The organism is Cellulomonas sp. NS3 (assembly GCF_024757985.1).
Taxonomy (GTDB): Bacteria; Actinomycetota; Actinomycetes; order Actinomycetales; family Cellulomonadaceae; genus Cellulomonas_A.
In genome coordinates, this window is record NZ_CP103289.1 from 571248 (window position 1) to 586462 (window position 15215).

Below are 15215 nucleotides of genomic sequence, written 5' to 3' on the forward strand. Positions count from 1 at the left end.
GTCGGCCCTCGCGGCCAGCGTCCGCCCGGCGGGCGGGTGCCGTCGTCGTGCAGGCGCAGGCTCTCCGGCCTGCGCCCGGCGCCGTACCGGGCTGCTGCGCGCGCGGCAGCACCCGCCCGGCTACCGCGTGCGCAGCAGCCGGCGGTCCACCCGGGGAGGGTCCCGCCCACCAGGGGCGCGGGACTACGGTGCCCGCATGAGCGCAGGACGGTTCGGCGTCCCCCCGCGCGTCCGCGACGGGGTCGTCGCGGTCAGCGTGGCCGCGGCGCTCGTCGTCACAGGGCTGTCCGGGGAGCGCCCGTCCGGAGCCGCCGGAGCGCTCGGCGCCGTGCTGCTCGCCGCCGCCGGGCTGGCGCTCGCGGTCGGCCGCCGCGCCCCGGTCGTCGTGCTCCTCGTCACCGGTGCGTGCGCCGTCGGGTACCAGGCGGCGGGGTACGACGTGCCCGCGGTCGCCTTCCTGTTCGCGGTCTACGCCGCGGTGCGCGCCGGCCACCGCGCCGTCACGGTCGCCGCGAGCGTCGCGATGCTCGCCGCGCTGCCGCTCGTCGGGCTCCTGGCCGGACGCGACCTGGGTGCGGCGCTCGCGCAGGGGCGTGACGCGCTCGAGCTCGCCTGGCTCGTCGCAGCCGCCGCCGCGGGGGAGGCGCTGCGGCAGGCCGAGCACCGTGCGGACGAGGCCGAGCGCACCCGCGAGGAGGTCGCGCGGCGCCGGGCCGACGAGGAGCGCGTGCGCATCGCCCGCGAGCTGCACGACTCGCTCACGCACCAGATCGCGATCGTCACCGTGCAGGCGGACGTCGCGGTGCACGTCGCCCGGCGGCGCGGGGAGGAGGTGCCGGACGCGCTGCTCGCGATCCAGCAGGCCGGCCGGGAGGCGTCCCGCGAGCTGCGCGCGACGCTGTCCGCGCTGCGCGACGACGACACCGCCCCGCCGCGCGGGCTCGACCACGTCCCCGAGCTCGTCGACCGGGCTCGCGGCTTTGGGCTCGACGCGACCCTCACCATCGACGGCGACGGCCGCGGCGTCCCCGCAGCGGTCGGCCGGACCGCCTACCGGGTCGTGCAGGAGTCGCTCACGAACGTCGCCCGGCACTCCGGCTCCGCGACCGCGACGGTCCGGATCGAGTGCCGCCCCGACCGGCTCGCGATCACGGTGGACGACGACGGCCGCGCCCGGCCCGGTGCGGCCCCGGTGCTCGGAGTCGGGCTGCTCGGGATGCAGGAGCGGGTCGGCGCGCTCGGCGGCCGGCTGCGCGCGCTGCCCCGCAGCGAGGGTGGCTTCCGGGTGCGGGCCGAGCTGCCCGTGGACACCGCGCCGTGATCCGGGTCCTGCTCGTCGACGACCAGCCGCTCCTGCGCAGCGCCTTCCGCGCGCTGCTCGACCTGGAGGACGACCTCGAGGTCGTCGCCGAGGCGGGCGACGGCGCGCAGGCCGTCGCGCTCGCCCGCGAGCACCTGCCGGACGTCGCGCTCGTCGACATCCAGATGCCGGGGGTCGACGGGATCGAGGCGACCCGCCGCATCGCGGCCGACCCCGCGCTCGCCGGCGTGCACGTCGTGATCCTCACGAGCTACGGCTTCGACGAGTACGTGCTCGACGCGCTGCGCGCCGGTGCGGCCGGATTCCTGGTCAAGGACGTCGTCCCCGAGGACCTGCTGCACGCGGTGCGCGTCGCGGCCCGCGGCGACGCGCTGCTGGCACCGGCCATCACGCGCCGGCTCATCGACCGGTACGTTCGCGGGCCGGCACCCGGGCGGGCCTCCGCCGGGGCGGCGGCGCTGACCTCGCTCACCGAGCGGGAGCGGGAGGCCGTCGCGCTCGTCGCGCACGGGCTCTCGAACGACGAGGTCGCGGCGCACATGGTCATCAGCCCGCTGACCGCGAAGACGCACGTCAACCGCGCTATGACGAAGCTGCACGCGCGCGACCGGGGGCAGCTCGTGGTGCTCGCCTACGAGTCGGGGCTCGTGGTGCCGGGCGGCTCACCCTGACCGGAGCACGGACGAGCCTGCTGCTGCTTCTTCCGGTTCTTCCGGGTGATGCTCAGGACGAGCACCACCACGACCACAGCGCTGACGGCGGCCCAGAGCCAGCCCTCGGATCCGAGCGAACCTCTTGACGTCATGGCGGACTCCCTCGCGTCGTCGGTGAGAAGGCGCGGGACGGCCCGTCCCGACCATGGTCGGAACGATGACGGTCCGCTGGGCGGGCACAGCTCGACGCATCGCGCGGTCAGCCCCGCCGCGCGGGCAGCGTGAACGTCCACCCCCGGGCCAGCAGACGCGGGACCAGCCGGTCCACCGCCTCGACGGTCGCGCTGCGGTCCCCGCCGCCGTCGTGCAGCAGGACCACCCCGCCGGGTGTCAGGCCCTGCTCGAGCCGGCGCAGGAGCTCGTCGGCAGGTGGCGGCGGGTCCCAGTCGCCGACCGCGAGGCTCCACCCGAGCGGCTGCATCCCGAGCCCGGCAGCCACGCCCGGCGTCGCGCCCCACGCGCCGAACGGCGCCCGGAAGTACGGGACGGGCACCCCGGGCGCGGCTGCCTCGATCGCGGCGGCGGTCTCGCGCAGGTCGGCGCGCACACGCTCCGGGTCCCAGGTGCTCAGGTCGTCGTGGTGCGTCGAGTGGTTGCCGAGCACGTGCCCCTCGGCGACGACCCGGCGGACCAGCTCGGGGTGCTCGCGGACGTGGTCGCCCCACAGGCAGAACACCGCGCGGACGCCGTGCCGGGCGAGCGCGTCGAGCAGCGCCGGGGTGCTCACGGGGTGGGGGCCGTCGTCGAACGTCAGGGCGACGGTCGGGCCGGGGACGCCGGTGCTCTCGACGAGGCGCCGCGTCGGGCCGTCCGGGGTGCTCGGGTCAGGACGCATGCGTCGATCGCACCACGTCCCGGGCCGCGACGTGCCCGCTGGCGCGCCGCCGCGTCAGCCGACAACGCAGGCTCGCGATCGGGCCCTTGTCGATGTGGGCGGTCGGCGGTAGACCGGAGCTCCCCGAGCGAGGAGGCGCCGTGGAGGACGCGACCCGGTCCGGTGACCTGAGCGGCACGCGGTTCGTCGGCGCGGACCTGCGCGGCGCGCGGTTCGTCGAGTCCGACCTGACCGGTGTCGTCATGCGCGGCGTGGAGGTGCGAGGGCTCGAGATCGACGCCCCGTGGCTCGCCGACGGCGACGCCGGGCTGCTCGTCAACGGGGTCGACGTGACGCCGTTCGTCGAGGCGGAGCTCGACCGCCGGTTCCCGGGGCGCAGCCAGCGGTACGCGCGGGACCCCGACGGGCTCCGGGCGGCCTGGGCGGCGCTCGAGCGCACGTGGGCCGCGACGCTCGCCCGCGTCGACGCGATGCCGGACGGCACCACGGACGTGCAGGTCGACGGCGAGTGGTCGTTCGCGCAGACGCTGCGGCACCTGGTCCTGGCGACCGACGTGTGGCTGCGCCGGGCGGTCCTCGGCATCGAGCAGCCGTTCCACCCGCTGGGCCAGGCGGACTCGGGCGCCGCCTCGTCGGGCATCGACGTGACGGTGCTCACGACCGCCACGCCGACGTACGCGGAGGTGCTCGAGGCCCGCGCGGACCGCGTCGCGATGGTGCGTGACCACCTCGCGACCGTCACCGTCGACGACCTCACGGTCCCGCGCGCGAACCCGTGGTCGCCCGAGCACCCCGAGACGACCCTCTCGTGCCTGCACACGATCCTCGAGGAGGAGTGGGAGCACCACCGCTTCGCCGTGCGGGACCTCGACAGCATCGAGGTCGCGTCGCGCGGGTGACGGCACTCAGCCGGCAGCCGCTGCCGCAACCGCGCCCACGGCCGCACCCTCCGGCGCCCGGTCGAGCGTCGACCGCGGCGCGACGACGATCTCGACCGCCGCGTCCGGCCCGAGCAGCTCGCGTGAGCCCTCGGGCACCGGCACCCGCACGCGCCAGCTCCCCGGCCGCTCGTCGAGGTCGGTGAGAGGGTCCGACGCCGTGGGGTCCCAGTCGCGCAGCGCGCCCGGGATCTGCGAGCTCCACGTCGCCCACGTCCCGTACCGCCCGCCGGCGTCCGGGCCGATGTCGACCACGAGCGTGTCCGACCAGTCGGCGGTCTGCTCGAGGTGGTCGAGGAACGACAGCAGCCCGTCGCGCTCGCGCAGCGACACCAGCCGGAGGCGCAGCACGTGCCGCATCGACGCCACCGTGTCCCCGGTGCGCTCGTCGGTCGGCCGGGTCGCTGTGCTCGACAGGAACGTGGTGACGAGCGGGACGGGGGTGTCGACGCCGTCACGCGCCGTGCGCCGCTCGATCTGGACCGGGCACAGGTGCGCGGCGCTCTGCTGGTGCAGCACCACCGGCAGCCCGCGGATCGACAGCGCCGTCTCGAGCTGCCAGGACGTGTCGTCGGTGTCGTTGCCGGGCAGGCGGAGCCCGACGAGGCGCGCGGTCACGGCCAGGTCGCCGAACAGGAAGCGGCGCAGGTTCTGGTAGCCCTCCTCGGAGTTCACGATCCCGTACCGGCCGCTGTGGCTGCGGTGCACGAGCGAGCGCGGAGCTCCCTCGACGTAGGCGTTGTCGACCTGCACGAGCCCGTCGCTGCGCGGCCCGACGGCGCGCGTCGAGAGCCCCAGCGCCGTGGTGTAGTCCGCCGAGTTCGTGCCGACCAGGCAGAACATCCGGTCGACGGGGAACCCGCCCTGCGGCACCGCGGCGGGCCGGAACGCCTCGCGGTCGGCGGTGCCGGGCACGCGCTCCGGCGTCAGGTACTCGAACATCCGGTCGGGCCCGAAGATGTCGGCGCCGAGCACGCCCGTGAGGTCGCGGACCTTCTCGAGCAGCCCGAAGCCGACGAACTCGATGCCGCCGTGCGGGCTCGCGTAGGTGAACACGCGGTCGACGAGCGCCGTGGCCGCGTCGAGCGTGCCGCCGAACCGCTCGTCGTCGGGCACCACACGCTGCAGGAGCGAGCGCACGATCAGCCCGCCCATGGAGTGCGCGACGAGGAACACCCGCGGCGCACCCGTGGTGCGGCGCACGAGCAGCACGAGGTCGAGCAGGCTCTGCGCGGCGCGCTCGAGCGAGAACCCCGCAGGGTCGTGTGTCAGCGTCGAGGCGAACTCGTCGTAGAAGCGGTGCACCCACACCGTCGCGGACGGCACCGCGCCGGGCGGCTGCTGCCGCAGGTACGCCTCCTGGTTGCCGTGCACGAGCAGCCGGTACCCGTGGTCGGTCATGAGCCGCAGCAGCGGGCTCTCGAACTGGTGGAACGCGGGGCGGTCGGCGCCGTCGACCCGGACCTGCACCGACCCCTCGTTGAAGCCGTAGAACGGGTCGTCGACCGCGGTGTCGATGCCGGCACCGCCCCCGGCGAAACCTCGGACGTAGATGATCGGCAGACGGCCGTCGCCCTCGTACGGCATGGGCTCTCCTCCTCGCTCGGGACGCGACGACCGGCAGCGCTGCCGGTCCGTCGGGCTCTCGTCCGCTCGGAGGACAGCGCCGGACGCGCCCTGATACGTCCGTCGCGCGCTCCGTCGCGGTGGCAGGGTGGGCGGGTGCTGATCGCCATGGCAGGACTCCCGGGCACGGGCAAGAGCGTCGTCGTCGAGGCGGTCGCGCGGCACCAGCTCGCGCTGGGCCGCACCGTGGTCGTGGACGCCGTCAACGCCGTCGACGAGGCGCGCGGGCAGTGGCGGGACCTCGCCCGGGCCGCGGGCGTGCCGCTGCACTTCGTCGAGGTGGTCTGCTCGGACGCCGCGCTGCACCGGCAGCGGCTCGAGGGGCGCCGCCGCGACATCGAGGGCTTCGCCGAACCGACCTGGGGGTCGGTGCAGCGGGTCCGCGCCGAGTTCGCGCCGTGGGCCGACGCGGCGCTGCAGGTCGACTCGGTGCGGCCGCTCGACGAGGTCGTGGCGACCGTCCTCGCGCACGTGCGGCCGGGGGAGCGGAGCCCCGTGAGGGCCTGAGCCCCGCGGTGCGTCGCGCGCTCACCGGCGCGTGGTCGGACCAGGAGCCCGCCGCCGTCCGGTCAGGCGGTGAACCCCGTCTCGCGGATCACGCGGGCCGGCACCCCGGCGACGACCGTGTCCGCCGGCACGTCCTTGGTCACGACCGCCCCGGCGCCGACGATCGCCTCGTCCCCGATCGTCACGCCCGGGACGACCGTCACGCCCGCGCCGAGCCACACCTTCCGGCCGAGGACGACGGGCGCCGGCTCCATGTCGGCGCGGCGGTCCGGGTCGGCCGCGTGGTTCAGCGTCACGATGGTGCTGCCGTGCCCGATGAGCGTGCCGTCCCCGATGGTGATGCCGCCGGCGTCCTGGAAGCGGCAGCCCATGTTGATGAAGACACCCGTGCCCAGCACGAGGTTCTTGCCGAACTCGCACGAGAACGGCGGGAAGAGCGCGACCGACTCGTCGACCGGCCTGCCGGTGAGCCGCGCGAGCAGCGCCCGCACCTCCTCGGGCGTCCGGTAGCCGCCGTTGAGCTCCGCGGTGACCCGCAGCGCGTCCTGCGCCGCGCTGTGCAGGAACCGGTGCGCCTCCGACCCGCCCTCGATGGTCGCCCTGCGCCCGACGTGGTCGAGAAACTCCGCCAGCTCCATGCGTCGATCGTGCCACCGCGCGCCCGCAGGGACCGGGTGGCGCCGGGTCACGCCGTGCCGGCGGCGGCCCGCGCCGCGGCCTCGACCTGCGCCCGGTAGCGCGCCCGGGCCTCCCGGGTGGCGTCGTCCACCGGGCTGCCCGCCGCAGACCCGGTGCCGACGACGCCGTCGAGCCCTTCGCGGAGGATGTCGGCGTGGCCCGTGTGGCGGCTCGTCTCGACCAGCACGTGCACGACCACGTCGACGAGCCGCACGTGGGGCCGCGGCCACCACGGCACGTGCCCGGGGGCGTCGAGCGGCAGCGCGTCGATCGTCGCGTCCGCGTGCCGGCAGGCCCGGGCGTAGCGGTCCAGGACCTCCGCGCGGGTCTCGTGCTCGGTGACCCAGAAGTGGGCGCGGTTCGCCGCGGAGTCGTCCCACCGGGGGAGCGGCTCGGGGAAGGGGCGGCCGACGACCTCCCCGAGGTACCGGGCCTCCGTGAGCGTCAGGTGCTTCACGAGGCCCAGCAGGTTGGTGCCGGTCTCGGTCAGAGGACGGCGCACGTCGTGCTCCGACAATCCCTCGAGCGTGCCGAGCAGGGACGCCCGGATCCAGCGGAGCTCGTCGTGCAGGGACGTGGTCACGCGGTCCAGGGTCATGGGACCACCCTCCCAGCCGCGGTCGTCGGCTCAGTGCCGCCCGCGGCGCGCCGCCAGCACCTGCGGGAGGCCGACGAGCGTGACGACCGCCCCGGCCAGGAGCAGCACCACACCGAGCAGGACGTTGCCCGGCCTCGGCGGCGGCGGCGCGCTGCACGCGGAGAACCCGGTGTCCTCCGCGAGGAACTGCTCGTAGGGCACCGCCTCGCCGTACGCGAGGACCTGCCCCGCGCCGGCCGTCCCGGCGGGGAGGGTCGCGGGGCTCCGGGCGCACGCGCTCTCCACGACGACCTCGGCGGCTGCCGGCAGCGGCCCGGTCAGCGGCGTGGTCTCGCGGAACCCGGCCGGGGTGCGGCCGAGCTGCACGGACCCGTCCCAGTCCTCGGGGACGGCACCGGCCCGGTCGACGCGCCACAGCACGGTGCCGTCGTCCGTCCCGTCGTCCGAGCCCGCGCGCACCTCGACGGTCTCGATCTGCTGCGCCGACCGGGGGCCGGTGTGCACCACGGGTGCACCGCCGTCCGCCACCGTGAAGCCGACCGACGGGACCTCGGGGCGGCACGGGGCCATCGCGCACACGCCGGCCTCGCCGACGACCGCCGCGACCCGCGGGCCGGCGAGCGCGGCGCCGAGGAGCACGAGCGCGAGGCCGACGACCAGCGTCGTGACCGCACCGCGCAGGCCGGGCGCCGGTCCCGGGCGCACGGGCGGTGCCACCGGAGGTCCGCTCATGGGACGGATCGTCCCAGGGGTGGGGGGCCTCGGCGGGGCCCGGCCGGTCACGATCCGGCGACGATCGCCGGCTCAGCGCAGCGCGAACAGCCTCGGGTCGTCGAGGTCGAGGACCAGGTTCTCGTCGTCCCCGACCCACAGGCCGCCGAGGCGGTGGATCTCCAGGTACCAGGGGGACGGCGCCCGCCGGCCCACGCCGTTCGGGTCCATGAACGTGCCGCCGAGGTGGTTGTGCGAGAACCGCTCGTCGACCTCCGGCTCGTCGTCCTCGGGGTCCCACAAGGAGTCGTCGGGTGCCGTGCCCGCGTGCGGGTCGCCCACTCGCTCGACCGCCCAGAGCTCGCCCATGAGCCCGAGCCGCGTCCGCTCGTCGGCCTGCATGCCCGGCTCGTCCTCGTCGAGCTGGGCGCCCTGGCGCGGACGGGGGGTGCGCGGGCCGGTGAGCTCGTCCTGCGTGAGCCAGACGGCGGCGTAGAAGGCGCCGGTGTCCCGGTCGCACGCGAGGACCGCCTGGGGGTGCGGCCGGGCGGCGTCGACGTCGGCCCAGAAGGGGTCGTCGGGGTGCTCGACCCCGGACCGGTCACCGCGCAGCGCCGCCGCGAGGTGCGCCGGCGCGGGCAGGAAGCCGCCCTCGTCGGCCCAGTCGAAGATCGCGACGGCGACGAGGTCGGGACGCGCGCGACGGTAGCTCTCCGGCAGGGCGACGGTGGCGTCGTGCACGAGCGGCTGCCCGGTGCGCGGCGACCGCGGCCACGTCGCCGGGTCGATCGCCGGCCCCGCCGGACCGGCCCAGCCCGCCCAGAGGGCTGCCGGGGTGGGCGGGCGCACGTCGTCCGCGGTCCCGAGGACCAGGTCGTAGGCCGGCAGGTTCGGCATCGGTCCACTCCTCGTACGCGTCGACGGTCTCGGTCGGCGACGGTAGCGGACGCCCGGAGCGGCCCCCTGGACCGGGGCGACGCGCCGACGGACGGCTGGTGCACGATGGGCAGGCGCGGGCACGGGCCGACGCGCCGACGCCAGCCGCGCACAGCGGTCGTGATCCGGGAGGACCTCCATGAGCGAGCAGCCCGTCACCCGCACGCCGGTCACCTACCACTCCTGCGACCACGTCACAGGACCGTTCTTCCACGGCACCCGGTCCGTGCTCGCGCCCGGTGCCGAGCTCGTCCCGGGCCACGGCTCGAACTACCAGCAGGGGCGGGTGTCCCGGCACCTCTACTTCAGCGCGCTCGTCGAGACCGCGGTGTGGGGTGCGGAGCTCGCGACGGCGCTCGCTGCGGACGCCGGTCCAGGCACGGACGGTCGGGAGGATGGTCGGGGCGGCGCCGAGCCCGGCGGCGGCTCTCGCGCGAGCGGCGAGCGGGCGGGCGGCGGACGCGGCCACGTCTACGTCGTCGAGCCCCTCGGCCCGTTCGAGGACGACCCGAACGTCACGGACAAGCGGTTCCCCGGCAACCCCACGCAGTCCTACCGGACCCGCGACCCGCTCCGTGTCGTCGCCGAGCTCGAGGAGTGGGAGGGGCACGCGCCCGAGGTCCTGCAGTCCATGCTCGACGGCCTCGCGCGGCTGCGCCAGGAAGGGCTCGACGTCATCGAGGACTGAGTCCCGGGTCGGACGGCGCCGGTGGCCCCACGCGGCCGCGGGTCACCCGCCGATCCCCGTGAGCGCACCCCCGTGCGGGTCGGCGAGCGCGCGCGGCTCCCCGTCGACCGCGACGACGAAGTGCCGGCCGCCCGCTGCGGGGCTGAGCCCCGCGGTCGCCGGGAGGACCTGCGCGCCCTCGTTGCTGATCCAGTGCCCGGGCAGCGAGGCGACCGCCGCGACGAACGCGGACCGTGCCGCGGCGTCGAGGTAGGCCAGCACGGCGCTGTGCAGGACGACGAGCGTCGCCCCGCCGGGCGCCTCGGCCGCGAGCGCCGGCAGCACGTCGAGCAGGTCGCCCGGCACGACGCGCGGCGGGTCGCGGCGGGCGATCCCCAGCGCCGCGCGCAGCCGGGTGCGCCGCTCGGCGTGCTCGGGCCAGACGAGCGTCTCGAGCCAGGCGCACGCGTCGTCGTCGGACACGTCCACCGGGGCGAGGTCGATGCCGGCGCGCCACGCGACGTCGGGCAGGCGGCCGGGTGCGCGGACCCCGGGGCGGAGGGAGCAGGGCAGGACCACGTCGGCCGGGCCGTCGGCGGGGTCGAGCCGTGTCCCGTCGTCGTAGCGGTAGGAGTAGCGGTCCGGCAGCAGGCACAGGCCCGTGGACGCCCCGACCTCGAGCAGGGCCAGCGGCTGCGGCAGCGCGGCGAGGAACGGCAGCAGGACGGCGCACCGTCCGGCCTCGTTGGTCTGCGTCGCCCGCGCGAGGACCGTCGAGCGGACCTGCGGCCACCGGCCCAGCAGGGTCGAGCGCAGCTCGTCGTACGAGCCGTCGGCGCCGTGCCACCGCGCCGCGGCGAAGACGAGGTTCGGCTGCCGCTTGCCGGGCGGGAGCGTCGCGAGGAGGTCGGCGACGACGGCGTCCTCACTGACGCCCGCCGCCCAGGTCGCGTAGGTCCGGGAGACGCCTCGTGCCTCCCGTTCGCCGAACGCCCGGTAGGCCTCGCTGACGGCGGCGGTCCCCCGGTGGATGCTCGGGTCCATCGGCACAGGATGCCCGCCCCGGCGTGCGGGCGCCCAGTCGCCTGCGGCCGGGCGGGCCGTCCAGCGGGTGATGTGGTGCGAGGTGCTTGCGGCGGGTCGTCCCCGACCTCCACCATCATGGGCGCGGCCGGCACGATGCCGGCAGCCCGACCTCCGGAGCGCCCCATGTCGCAGCACCCCGTCCCCGCCCGACCGACCGCCGCGTTCGTGGGGGCGTCCTGGGTGGCGCTGGCCATCGCCCTCACCGCGTTCGGGGTCGGCCTGTGGAACGCGACGATGGAGCTCTCGGAGAAGGGGTTCTACGGGACGCTGCTCCTGCTCGGCCTGTTCTCGGCGATCGCGCTCCAGAAGTCCGTCCGTGACCGCGCCGAGGGTGTGCCGGTCACGTCGATCTTCCTCGGGCTGTCGTGGAGCATGGTCGTCGTCTCCCTCGTGCTCATGGCGACGGGGCTGAGCAACGCCGCGCTGGAGCTGTCCGAGAAGGGCTTCTACGGCCTCGCCTACACGATGGCCATGTTCTCCGTGGTCGCCGTGCAGAAGAACGTGCGCGACCTCGCCGCCGCCGGGCCCGCCGTCCCGCAGCAGCCCGCCGACCCGGAGGTCCAGCCGACCGCCTGGCAGTGAGCGCGCCGACGGACCCGCCCGCAGGAGGCGTGACGCACGCGACCACCGGTGGTGGGCCCGGGGCAGCAGGTCTCAGCGACGCAGCCGGATCGGCATGACCAGGCCGAGGTCGTGCGGCCGGTCGGCCGGGGAGACGCGGAGCGCGGACCGCTCGTCGATCGCCAGGGCGACGTGCTCGGCGCGCGCCGCCCGGACGGCGTCGAGCAGGAAGTTCCGGGAGAAGCCGAGCATGTCCCGCGCGCCGGGCGGCGCGAGCGCGACCCGGCCGCCGTCGAGCCGCACGACGACGACGTCGTCCGCCCGCGCGGCCGTCTCGACGAGCTCGCCGGACGCGACCGTCACGCCGGGTGACCCGCTCGGCAGCACGAGCCGCTCCTCGTCGGGGTACGGCGCGTCGAGCGGCTCGCCCGCGACCCCGAGGACCTCGAGAGCGCCGGCCCCGAGGACCACCGGACCCGCGTCGGGAGCGGTGGTCGGCGGGATCGCGTCGAGCAGGGCGAGCGGCGCGACGACGCGCACGGGCGGGCCCGAGGGCTGCCGCACGGGCACCGTCGCGACAGCCAGGCGGGAGCCGTCGCAGCCGACGAGGCGGAGCCTGGCACCCGCGAGGTGGAGCAGGACGCCGGCGAGCCCCGGCCACGCGGGGTGCGCCCCGACCGCGTGGCGGACGGCGCCGACCGCGGCGAGGAGGTCCGCGGTGACGACCGTGCTGCGCGCAGGCTCGGGGAGCAGGCTCCCGGCCGCGTCGAGGTGGGCCCGGGCCGCGACCAGGTCCTCCTCGAGCCGGCGGCGGTGCCGCGCCAGCACGGCGTGGGCCCGGCCGGGCGCGGCGAGGACCTCCGCCAGGTCCGCCACCGGCATCCCGGCCTGGCGCAGGCTCGCCACCAGCCGGGCCGTGCGGACCTGCGCCGGCGTGTACCAGCGGTAGCCGGTCACGGGGTCCACGTGGGCCGGGCGGAGCACGCCGGCCGTGTCGTAGAAGCGCAGCGCGGTCACGGGCAGGCCGGCGGCCCGCGCGAGGGCGCCGATGCTGAGCAGGTCGTCGGGCACGCGCTCACTGTGGGCCCTCGACCCACGCGAGGGTCAAGCCCGGCCGGGAGCCCGCGGCGTGCGCGGCCTGACGCCGGGCTCCCGCAGCGCACGCCGCGAGACCGGCGGCCGTGGACGTCAGGGCCCAGCCGGTCGAGGTGTGCTCGGCGAGCGCACCGAGCGCCGTCGTCGTCACCAGCACGGGCGCGAGCTGGACGAGGCCCGCGAGCGCCTGCACCCGGGCGAGGTGCGTCCGCGGGGCGCTGCCGAGCACGACGGGCGCCAGCAGCGCGACGAACGTGCCGTTGCCGCACCCGAGCACCAGCGCGCCGACGGCGGCGACCACGACCGCCGCGGGGCCGCCGAGCACCGGGCCGACGGCGAGGACCAGCGCCCCGCCGGCGCTCACGACGAGTGCGGACGCGGGGGACCCGACGCGTCGGGGTGCGCGACGGCGGGCCGGGAGCAGCGCCGCACCGATCACCCCGAGCCCCAGTGCGCCCGTGACGGCGCCGGTGGCGCCCGGCCCCCAGCCGGACGCCCGGCCCAGCAGCGGCACGAGCACCGAAGGGACGGGCAGCAGCAGCGCCGCCCCGGCGCCGAGGAGCAGGAGCGCGCCGCGCAGACCGGGTGTCCGGCCGACCACCCGCAGGCCGCCGGCGACGTCGAGCCCCCGGGCGCGCGGCCGGCCCGCGCACGGTCCGCCGGCCGCAGGTCCGGGCCGCTCCCGGACGGCGACGAGGACGCCCACCGAGACGCCGAGCGTCACCGCCGCACCCCAGGCGACGGCGGGGAGGCCGACCGTGCCGACGAGGACGCCGCCGAGCGGCGCAGCGGTCATCAGCACGACCTGGCCGACGCCCTGCCGCACCGCGAGCGCTCGGGCGAGCTGGTCGTCCGGCACGAGGCGCCGCGGCATCGAGCCGGACGCGGGGAGGCAGAGCGCGGTGACCGTGCCGAGCCCGAGCGACGCGGCCACCAGCAGCCACGTGGGCGTCCCGAACCGTGCGAGGGCCGGTGCCAGCGCGACGGTCAGCGCGAGCAGCGTCGCCTCGCCGGCGACGAGGAGTCGTCGCGCCCCGGACCGGTCCGCGACCGCTCCGCCGACCACGAGCAGGACGAGGCGGGGTGCGGCGCCGAGGGTCACGACGAGGGCGGCCGTCGTCCCGCCGAGCTCGGCCGCTGCCCAGCCGAGCGCGAACGCGAGCACCGCGTCGCCGAGCCGCGCGAGCGCGAACCCGGAGAGCCACACGACGTAGGAGCGGGGGAGCGCCCGCACGGGCGCGTCGACGGTCATGGCGGCACGCTCGCGCCTCGTCCTGGTCGAGGGTCAACCGCGGCCCCGAGAAAACCGCCGCGGCCCCGCCCCGCTCGCCGCTACGGTTCCCGCCATGTCCTCGAACCTGGCGTGCATCGGCCTCGACCTGACCGACGAGAGCGAGTTCCACCGGGTCGTCGGCCTCGCCGCCGGGCGCGCGACGGTGCTCGGCGAGCGTGACGGGAACCGAATCCTGCGCTGGCAGGACGACGACGGCGCACGCCTCGTGCTCGTCCTCGACGGTTCCCGGAGCCTCGTTGCTGTGACGCCGTCGTTCGCGTCGGAGCCGGGCGCGGTGCTCGGGTCCCTGACGCACGCGAACGAGGAGTGCTGGACGGCGGCCGTGACGGAGGACGGCGAGCAGGTCACCGCGCTCGCGGCGGACCTCGAGCAGTCGGCGCTCGTGGGCCCCGGCCCGGCCGCGGGCGGGCGCGCCGGTGTCGTCGCGCTCGGCACCGACGTCCACGTGCTCCCGGACGTCGCGGCGTTCGAGGCGTCGCCGGCGTCCCTGCTCGACCCCGACCGGGCCGAGCACGGCGAGCCGCCGGCGCACTACGCCGAGAACGGGTGGCCCTGGCCGCCGCGGATGTCCGCCGAGTCCTTCGTCTCCTACGGCGTGTTCGGGGACGCGGCGCAGGCGGAGCCGTTCGCGCGGCTGAACGGCACGGTGCTGCGCTCGCGGACGTGCCGCAACTCGCTGACGGGTGGGGTGTTCCACGTGGCGCGCGTGCGGACCGTGGGCTTCGAGGCCGACGTGTGCCTCGCCGCGGCCGAGCACCCGGACGCCCCGCCGCCCGGCTCGGTCGTGGCCGGGCGCGTGTACCTCGTCGCGGCGCTGGAGACGCTGCCGGCGACGCAGCCGTCGTCGCGGCGCGGCTCCCGCCTGCCCTGGCGGCGTTGAGCGCGCGGCGCCGCGTCGCCTCCTCGCGTCGGGGATCTCTCACGTGTGCGTCGAACGGCGGCCGCCGGATCGACACGTCGCCGGAGCGGGATCCGCCACGCGTCACGCCAGGGCAGGGCCTCTCGGGTCAGTCGACGCCACGACCGGGAGCACTCATGTCCCCGGTCCCGGGGACGCCCTCCCCACGCCCGTAGCGCAGGAGGACGGTGCCCCGCGGGCCGGCGGCGGGCGGCTCGAGCAGGTCCAGGTTCGTGGGCACGGCGCCGCCCGCGAACACCGTCTTCCCGGTCCCGAGGAGGATCGGGTGCACCCAGAGGTCGAGGCGGTCGAACAGCTGCTCGCGCAGGAGCGACTGCACCAGGTTGAGGCTCCCGACGACCTTGACGTGCTCGTGCCGGTCGCGGACCTCCCGCACCGCCCGGGCCAGGTCGGGGCCGAGCTGGCTGGACCCGGCCCACGACAGGTCCGGCCTGCCGCGCGACGCCACGTACTTGGGGACGCGGTTGAACAGCGTCGCGATGGAGTCGTCGGACCCGCCGGCCTGGTGCGGCCAGTAGGCGGCGAAGATCTCGTACGTCCGCCGGCCGAGGAGGAGCGCGTCCGTGCCCTCGTAGGCCTCGGCGACCTGCGCGCCGGACACGTCGTCCAGCAGGGGAGCCTGCCAGCCACCGAACGGGAACCCGATCGGGTCCTCGTCGGGAGTTCCCGGCGCCTGCGCGACGAGGTCCAGCGTGGCGAACAGCTCGACGTGGATCAGTCCCATGGTGCG

The 15215-nt window shown here is 76.6% G+C and carries 17 protein-coding genes; 7 read left to right on the forward strand and 10 right to left on the reverse strand.

Features of this window, described 5'->3' with window-relative positions; all coding sequences use genetic code 11:
• The first annotated feature begins 196 nt into the window (after positions 1-196).
• Both NXY84_RS02615 and NXY84_RS02620 read left to right on the forward strand, forming a co-directional pair.
• On the forward strand, positions 197-1321 hold the full coding sequence (locus tag NXY84_RS02615; RefSeq protein WP_258725622.1) for a sensor histidine kinase: 1125 nt from the start codon (positions 197-199) through the stop codon (positions 1319-1321).
• A complete protein-coding gene (locus NXY84_RS02620) occupies positions 1318-1992 on the forward strand; it encodes a response regulator (RefSeq protein WP_258725623.1) in 675 nt (224 codons plus the stop codon). Before NXY84_RS02615 ends, NXY84_RS02620 begins: the two co-directional genes overlap by 4 nt.
• 241 nt (positions 1993-2233) lie before the next feature.
• On the opposite strand, the gene NXY84_RS02625 is transcribed toward NXY84_RS02620, so the two are convergent.
• A complete protein-coding gene (locus tag NXY84_RS02625; protein ID WP_258725624.1) occupies positions 2234-2869 on the reverse strand; it encodes a polysaccharide deacetylase family protein in 636 nt (211 codons plus the stop codon).
• A gap of 140 nt (positions 2870-3009) precedes the next feature.
• Between NXY84_RS02625 and NXY84_RS02630 the strand changes: the two genes are divergently transcribed.
• Positions 3010-3768 carry a DinB family protein gene (locus tag NXY84_RS02630; RefSeq protein WP_258725625.1) on the forward strand — a complete coding sequence of 253 codons (759 nt, stop codon included), beginning with the start codon at positions 3010-3012 and terminating at the stop codon, positions 3766-3768.
• Positions 3769-3774: 6 nt separating this feature from the next.
• On the opposite strand, the gene NXY84_RS02635 is transcribed toward NXY84_RS02630, so the two are convergent.
• On the reverse strand, positions 3775-5394 hold the full coding sequence (locus NXY84_RS02635; protein ID WP_258725626.1) for an esterase/lipase family protein: 1620 nt from the start codon (positions 5392-5394) through the stop codon (positions 3775-3777).
• Between the two features lie 135 nt (positions 5395-5529).
• Here NXY84_RS02635 and NXY84_RS02640 point away from each other — a divergent pair, with 135 nt between their 5' ends.
• Positions 5530-5940 (forward strand): AAA family ATPase, encoded by a 411-nt coding sequence (locus NXY84_RS02640; protein ID WP_258725627.1) that lies wholly within the window; start codon positions 5530-5532, stop codon positions 5938-5940.
• A gap of 62 nt (positions 5941-6002) precedes the next feature.
• Here NXY84_RS02640 and NXY84_RS02645 read toward each other — a convergent pair whose 3' ends face one another.
• The 4 genes from NXY84_RS02645 to NXY84_RS02660 all read right to left on the reverse strand — a co-directional run bounded on the left by NXY84_RS02645 (position 6003) and on the right by NXY84_RS02660 (position 8824).
• Complete coding sequence (locus NXY84_RS02645) at positions 6003-6578, reverse strand: DapH/DapD/GlmU-related protein (protein ID WP_258725628.1); 576 nt, start codon at positions 6576-6578, stop codon at positions 6003-6005.
• A 47-nt stretch (positions 6579-6625) separates the two neighbouring features.
• Entirely contained in the window at positions 6626-7216 is a 591-nt protein-coding gene (locus NXY84_RS02650; RefSeq protein WP_258725629.1) for a DinB family protein, read from the reverse strand.
• A gap of 30 nt (positions 7217-7246) precedes the next feature.
• Positions 7247-7948: a hypothetical protein gene (locus NXY84_RS02655; RefSeq protein WP_258725630.1), complete on the reverse strand. Its 702-nt coding sequence runs from the start codon at positions 7946-7948 to the stop codon at positions 7247-7249.
• A gap of 72 nt (positions 7949-8020) precedes the next feature.
• Entirely contained in the window at positions 8021-8824 is an 804-nt protein-coding gene (locus tag NXY84_RS02660) for a hypothetical protein (protein ID WP_258725631.1), read from the reverse strand.
• Between the two features lie 178 nt (positions 8825-9002).
• On the opposite strand from NXY84_RS02660, the gene NXY84_RS02665 reads away from it, so the two are divergent.
• Positions 9003-9551 carry an NAD(+)--rifampin ADP-ribosyltransferase gene (locus tag NXY84_RS02665; RefSeq protein WP_258725632.1) on the forward strand — a complete coding sequence of 183 codons (549 nt, stop codon included), beginning with the start codon at positions 9003-9005 and terminating at the stop codon, positions 9549-9551.
• A gap of 42 nt (positions 9552-9593) precedes the next feature.
• Here NXY84_RS02665 and NXY84_RS02670 read toward each other — a convergent pair whose 3' ends face one another.
• Complete coding sequence (locus NXY84_RS02670) at positions 9594-10574, reverse strand: DUF2332 domain-containing protein (protein ID WP_258725633.1); 981 nt, start codon at positions 10572-10574, stop codon at positions 9594-9596.
• Positions 10575-10739: 165 nt separating this feature from the next.
• Between NXY84_RS02670 and yiaA the strand changes: the two genes are divergently transcribed.
• On the forward strand, positions 10740-11198 hold the full coding sequence (yiaA, locus tag NXY84_RS02675; protein ID WP_258725634.1) for an inner membrane protein YiaA: 459 nt from the start codon (positions 10740-10742) through the stop codon (positions 11196-11198).
• 72 nt (positions 11199-11270) lie between these two features.
• Here the strand turns inward: yiaA and NXY84_RS02680 are convergent, their stop codons facing one another.
• Together NXY84_RS02680 and NXY84_RS02685 are read right to left on the reverse strand one after the other, a co-directional pair.
• Positions 11271-12248, reverse strand: a complete 978-nt coding sequence (locus NXY84_RS02680; protein ID WP_258725635.1) for a MerR family transcriptional regulator — start codon at positions 12246-12248, stop codon at positions 11271-11273.
• Between the two features lie 4 nt (positions 12249-12252).
• Positions 12253-13524: an MFS transporter gene (locus tag NXY84_RS02685; RefSeq protein WP_258725636.1), complete on the reverse strand. Its 1272-nt coding sequence runs from the start codon at positions 13522-13524 to the stop codon at positions 12253-12255.
• 94 nt (positions 13525-13618) lie between these two features.
• Between NXY84_RS02685 and NXY84_RS02690 the strand changes: the two genes are divergently transcribed.
• Entirely contained in the window at positions 13619-14446 is an 828-nt protein-coding gene (locus tag NXY84_RS02690; protein WP_258725637.1) for a hypothetical protein, read from the forward strand.
• Between the two features lie 127 nt (positions 14447-14573).
• Here NXY84_RS02690 and NXY84_RS02695 read toward each other — a convergent pair whose 3' ends face one another.
• The gene (locus NXY84_RS02695) at positions 14574-15209 is read right to left on the reverse strand and encodes a dihydrofolate reductase family protein (protein ID WP_258725638.1); all 636 of its coding nucleotides are present in this window, start codon (positions 15207-15209) and stop codon (positions 14574-14576) included.
• Between the last annotated feature and the right edge of the window lie 6 nt (positions 15210-15215).

Excerpts from the sequence above, each read along its gene's own strand:
- NXY84_RS02635 (WP_258725626.1), bottom strand. The coding sequence starts at position 5,394 with ATGCCGTACGAGGGCGACGGCCGTCTGCCGATCATCTACGTCCGAGGT.
- yiaA (WP_258725634.1), top strand. The coding sequence starts at position 10,740 with ATGTCGCAGCACCCCGTCCCCGCCCGACCGACCGCCGCGTTCGTGGGG.
- NXY84_RS02670 (WP_258725633.1), bottom strand. The coding sequence starts at position 10,574 with ATGGACCCGAGCATCCACCGGGGGACCGCCGCCGTCAGCGAGGCCTAC.
- NXY84_RS02645 (WP_258725628.1), bottom strand. The coding sequence starts at position 6,578 with ATGGAGCTGGCGGAGTTTCTCGACCACGTCGGGCGCAGGGCGACCATC.
- NXY84_RS02685 (WP_258725636.1), bottom strand. The coding sequence starts at position 13,524 with ATGACCGTCGACGCGCCCGTGCGGGCGCTCCCCCGCTCCTACGTCGTG.
- NXY84_RS02650 (WP_258725629.1), bottom strand. The coding sequence starts at position 7,216 with ATGACCCTGGACCGCGTGACCACGTCCCTGCACGACGAGCTCCGCTGG.
- NXY84_RS02655 (WP_258725630.1), bottom strand. The coding sequence starts at position 7,948 with ATGAGCGGACCTCCGGTGGCACCGCCCGTGCGCCCGGGACCGGCGCCC.
- NXY84_RS02695 (WP_258725638.1), bottom strand. The coding sequence starts at position 15,209 with ATGGGACTGATCCACGTCGAGCTGTTCGCCACGCTGGACCTCGTCGCG.
- NXY84_RS02625 (WP_258725624.1), bottom strand. The coding sequence starts at position 2,869 with ATGCGTCCTGACCCGAGCACCCCGGACGGCCCGACGCGGCGCCTCGTC.
- NXY84_RS02660 (WP_258725631.1), bottom strand. The coding sequence starts at position 8,824 with ATGCCGAACCTGCCGGCCTACGACCTGGTCCTCGGGACCGCGGACGAC.
- NXY84_RS02615 (WP_258725622.1), top strand. The coding sequence starts at position 197 with ATGAGCGCAGGACGGTTCGGCGTCCCCCCGCGCGTCCGCGACGGGGTC.
- NXY84_RS02665 (WP_258725632.1), top strand. The coding sequence starts at position 9,003 with ATGAGCGAGCAGCCCGTCACCCGCACGCCGGTCACCTACCACTCCTGC.
- NXY84_RS02690 (WP_258725637.1), top strand. The coding sequence starts at position 13,619 with ATGTCCTCGAACCTGGCGTGCATCGGCCTCGACCTGACCGACGAGAGC.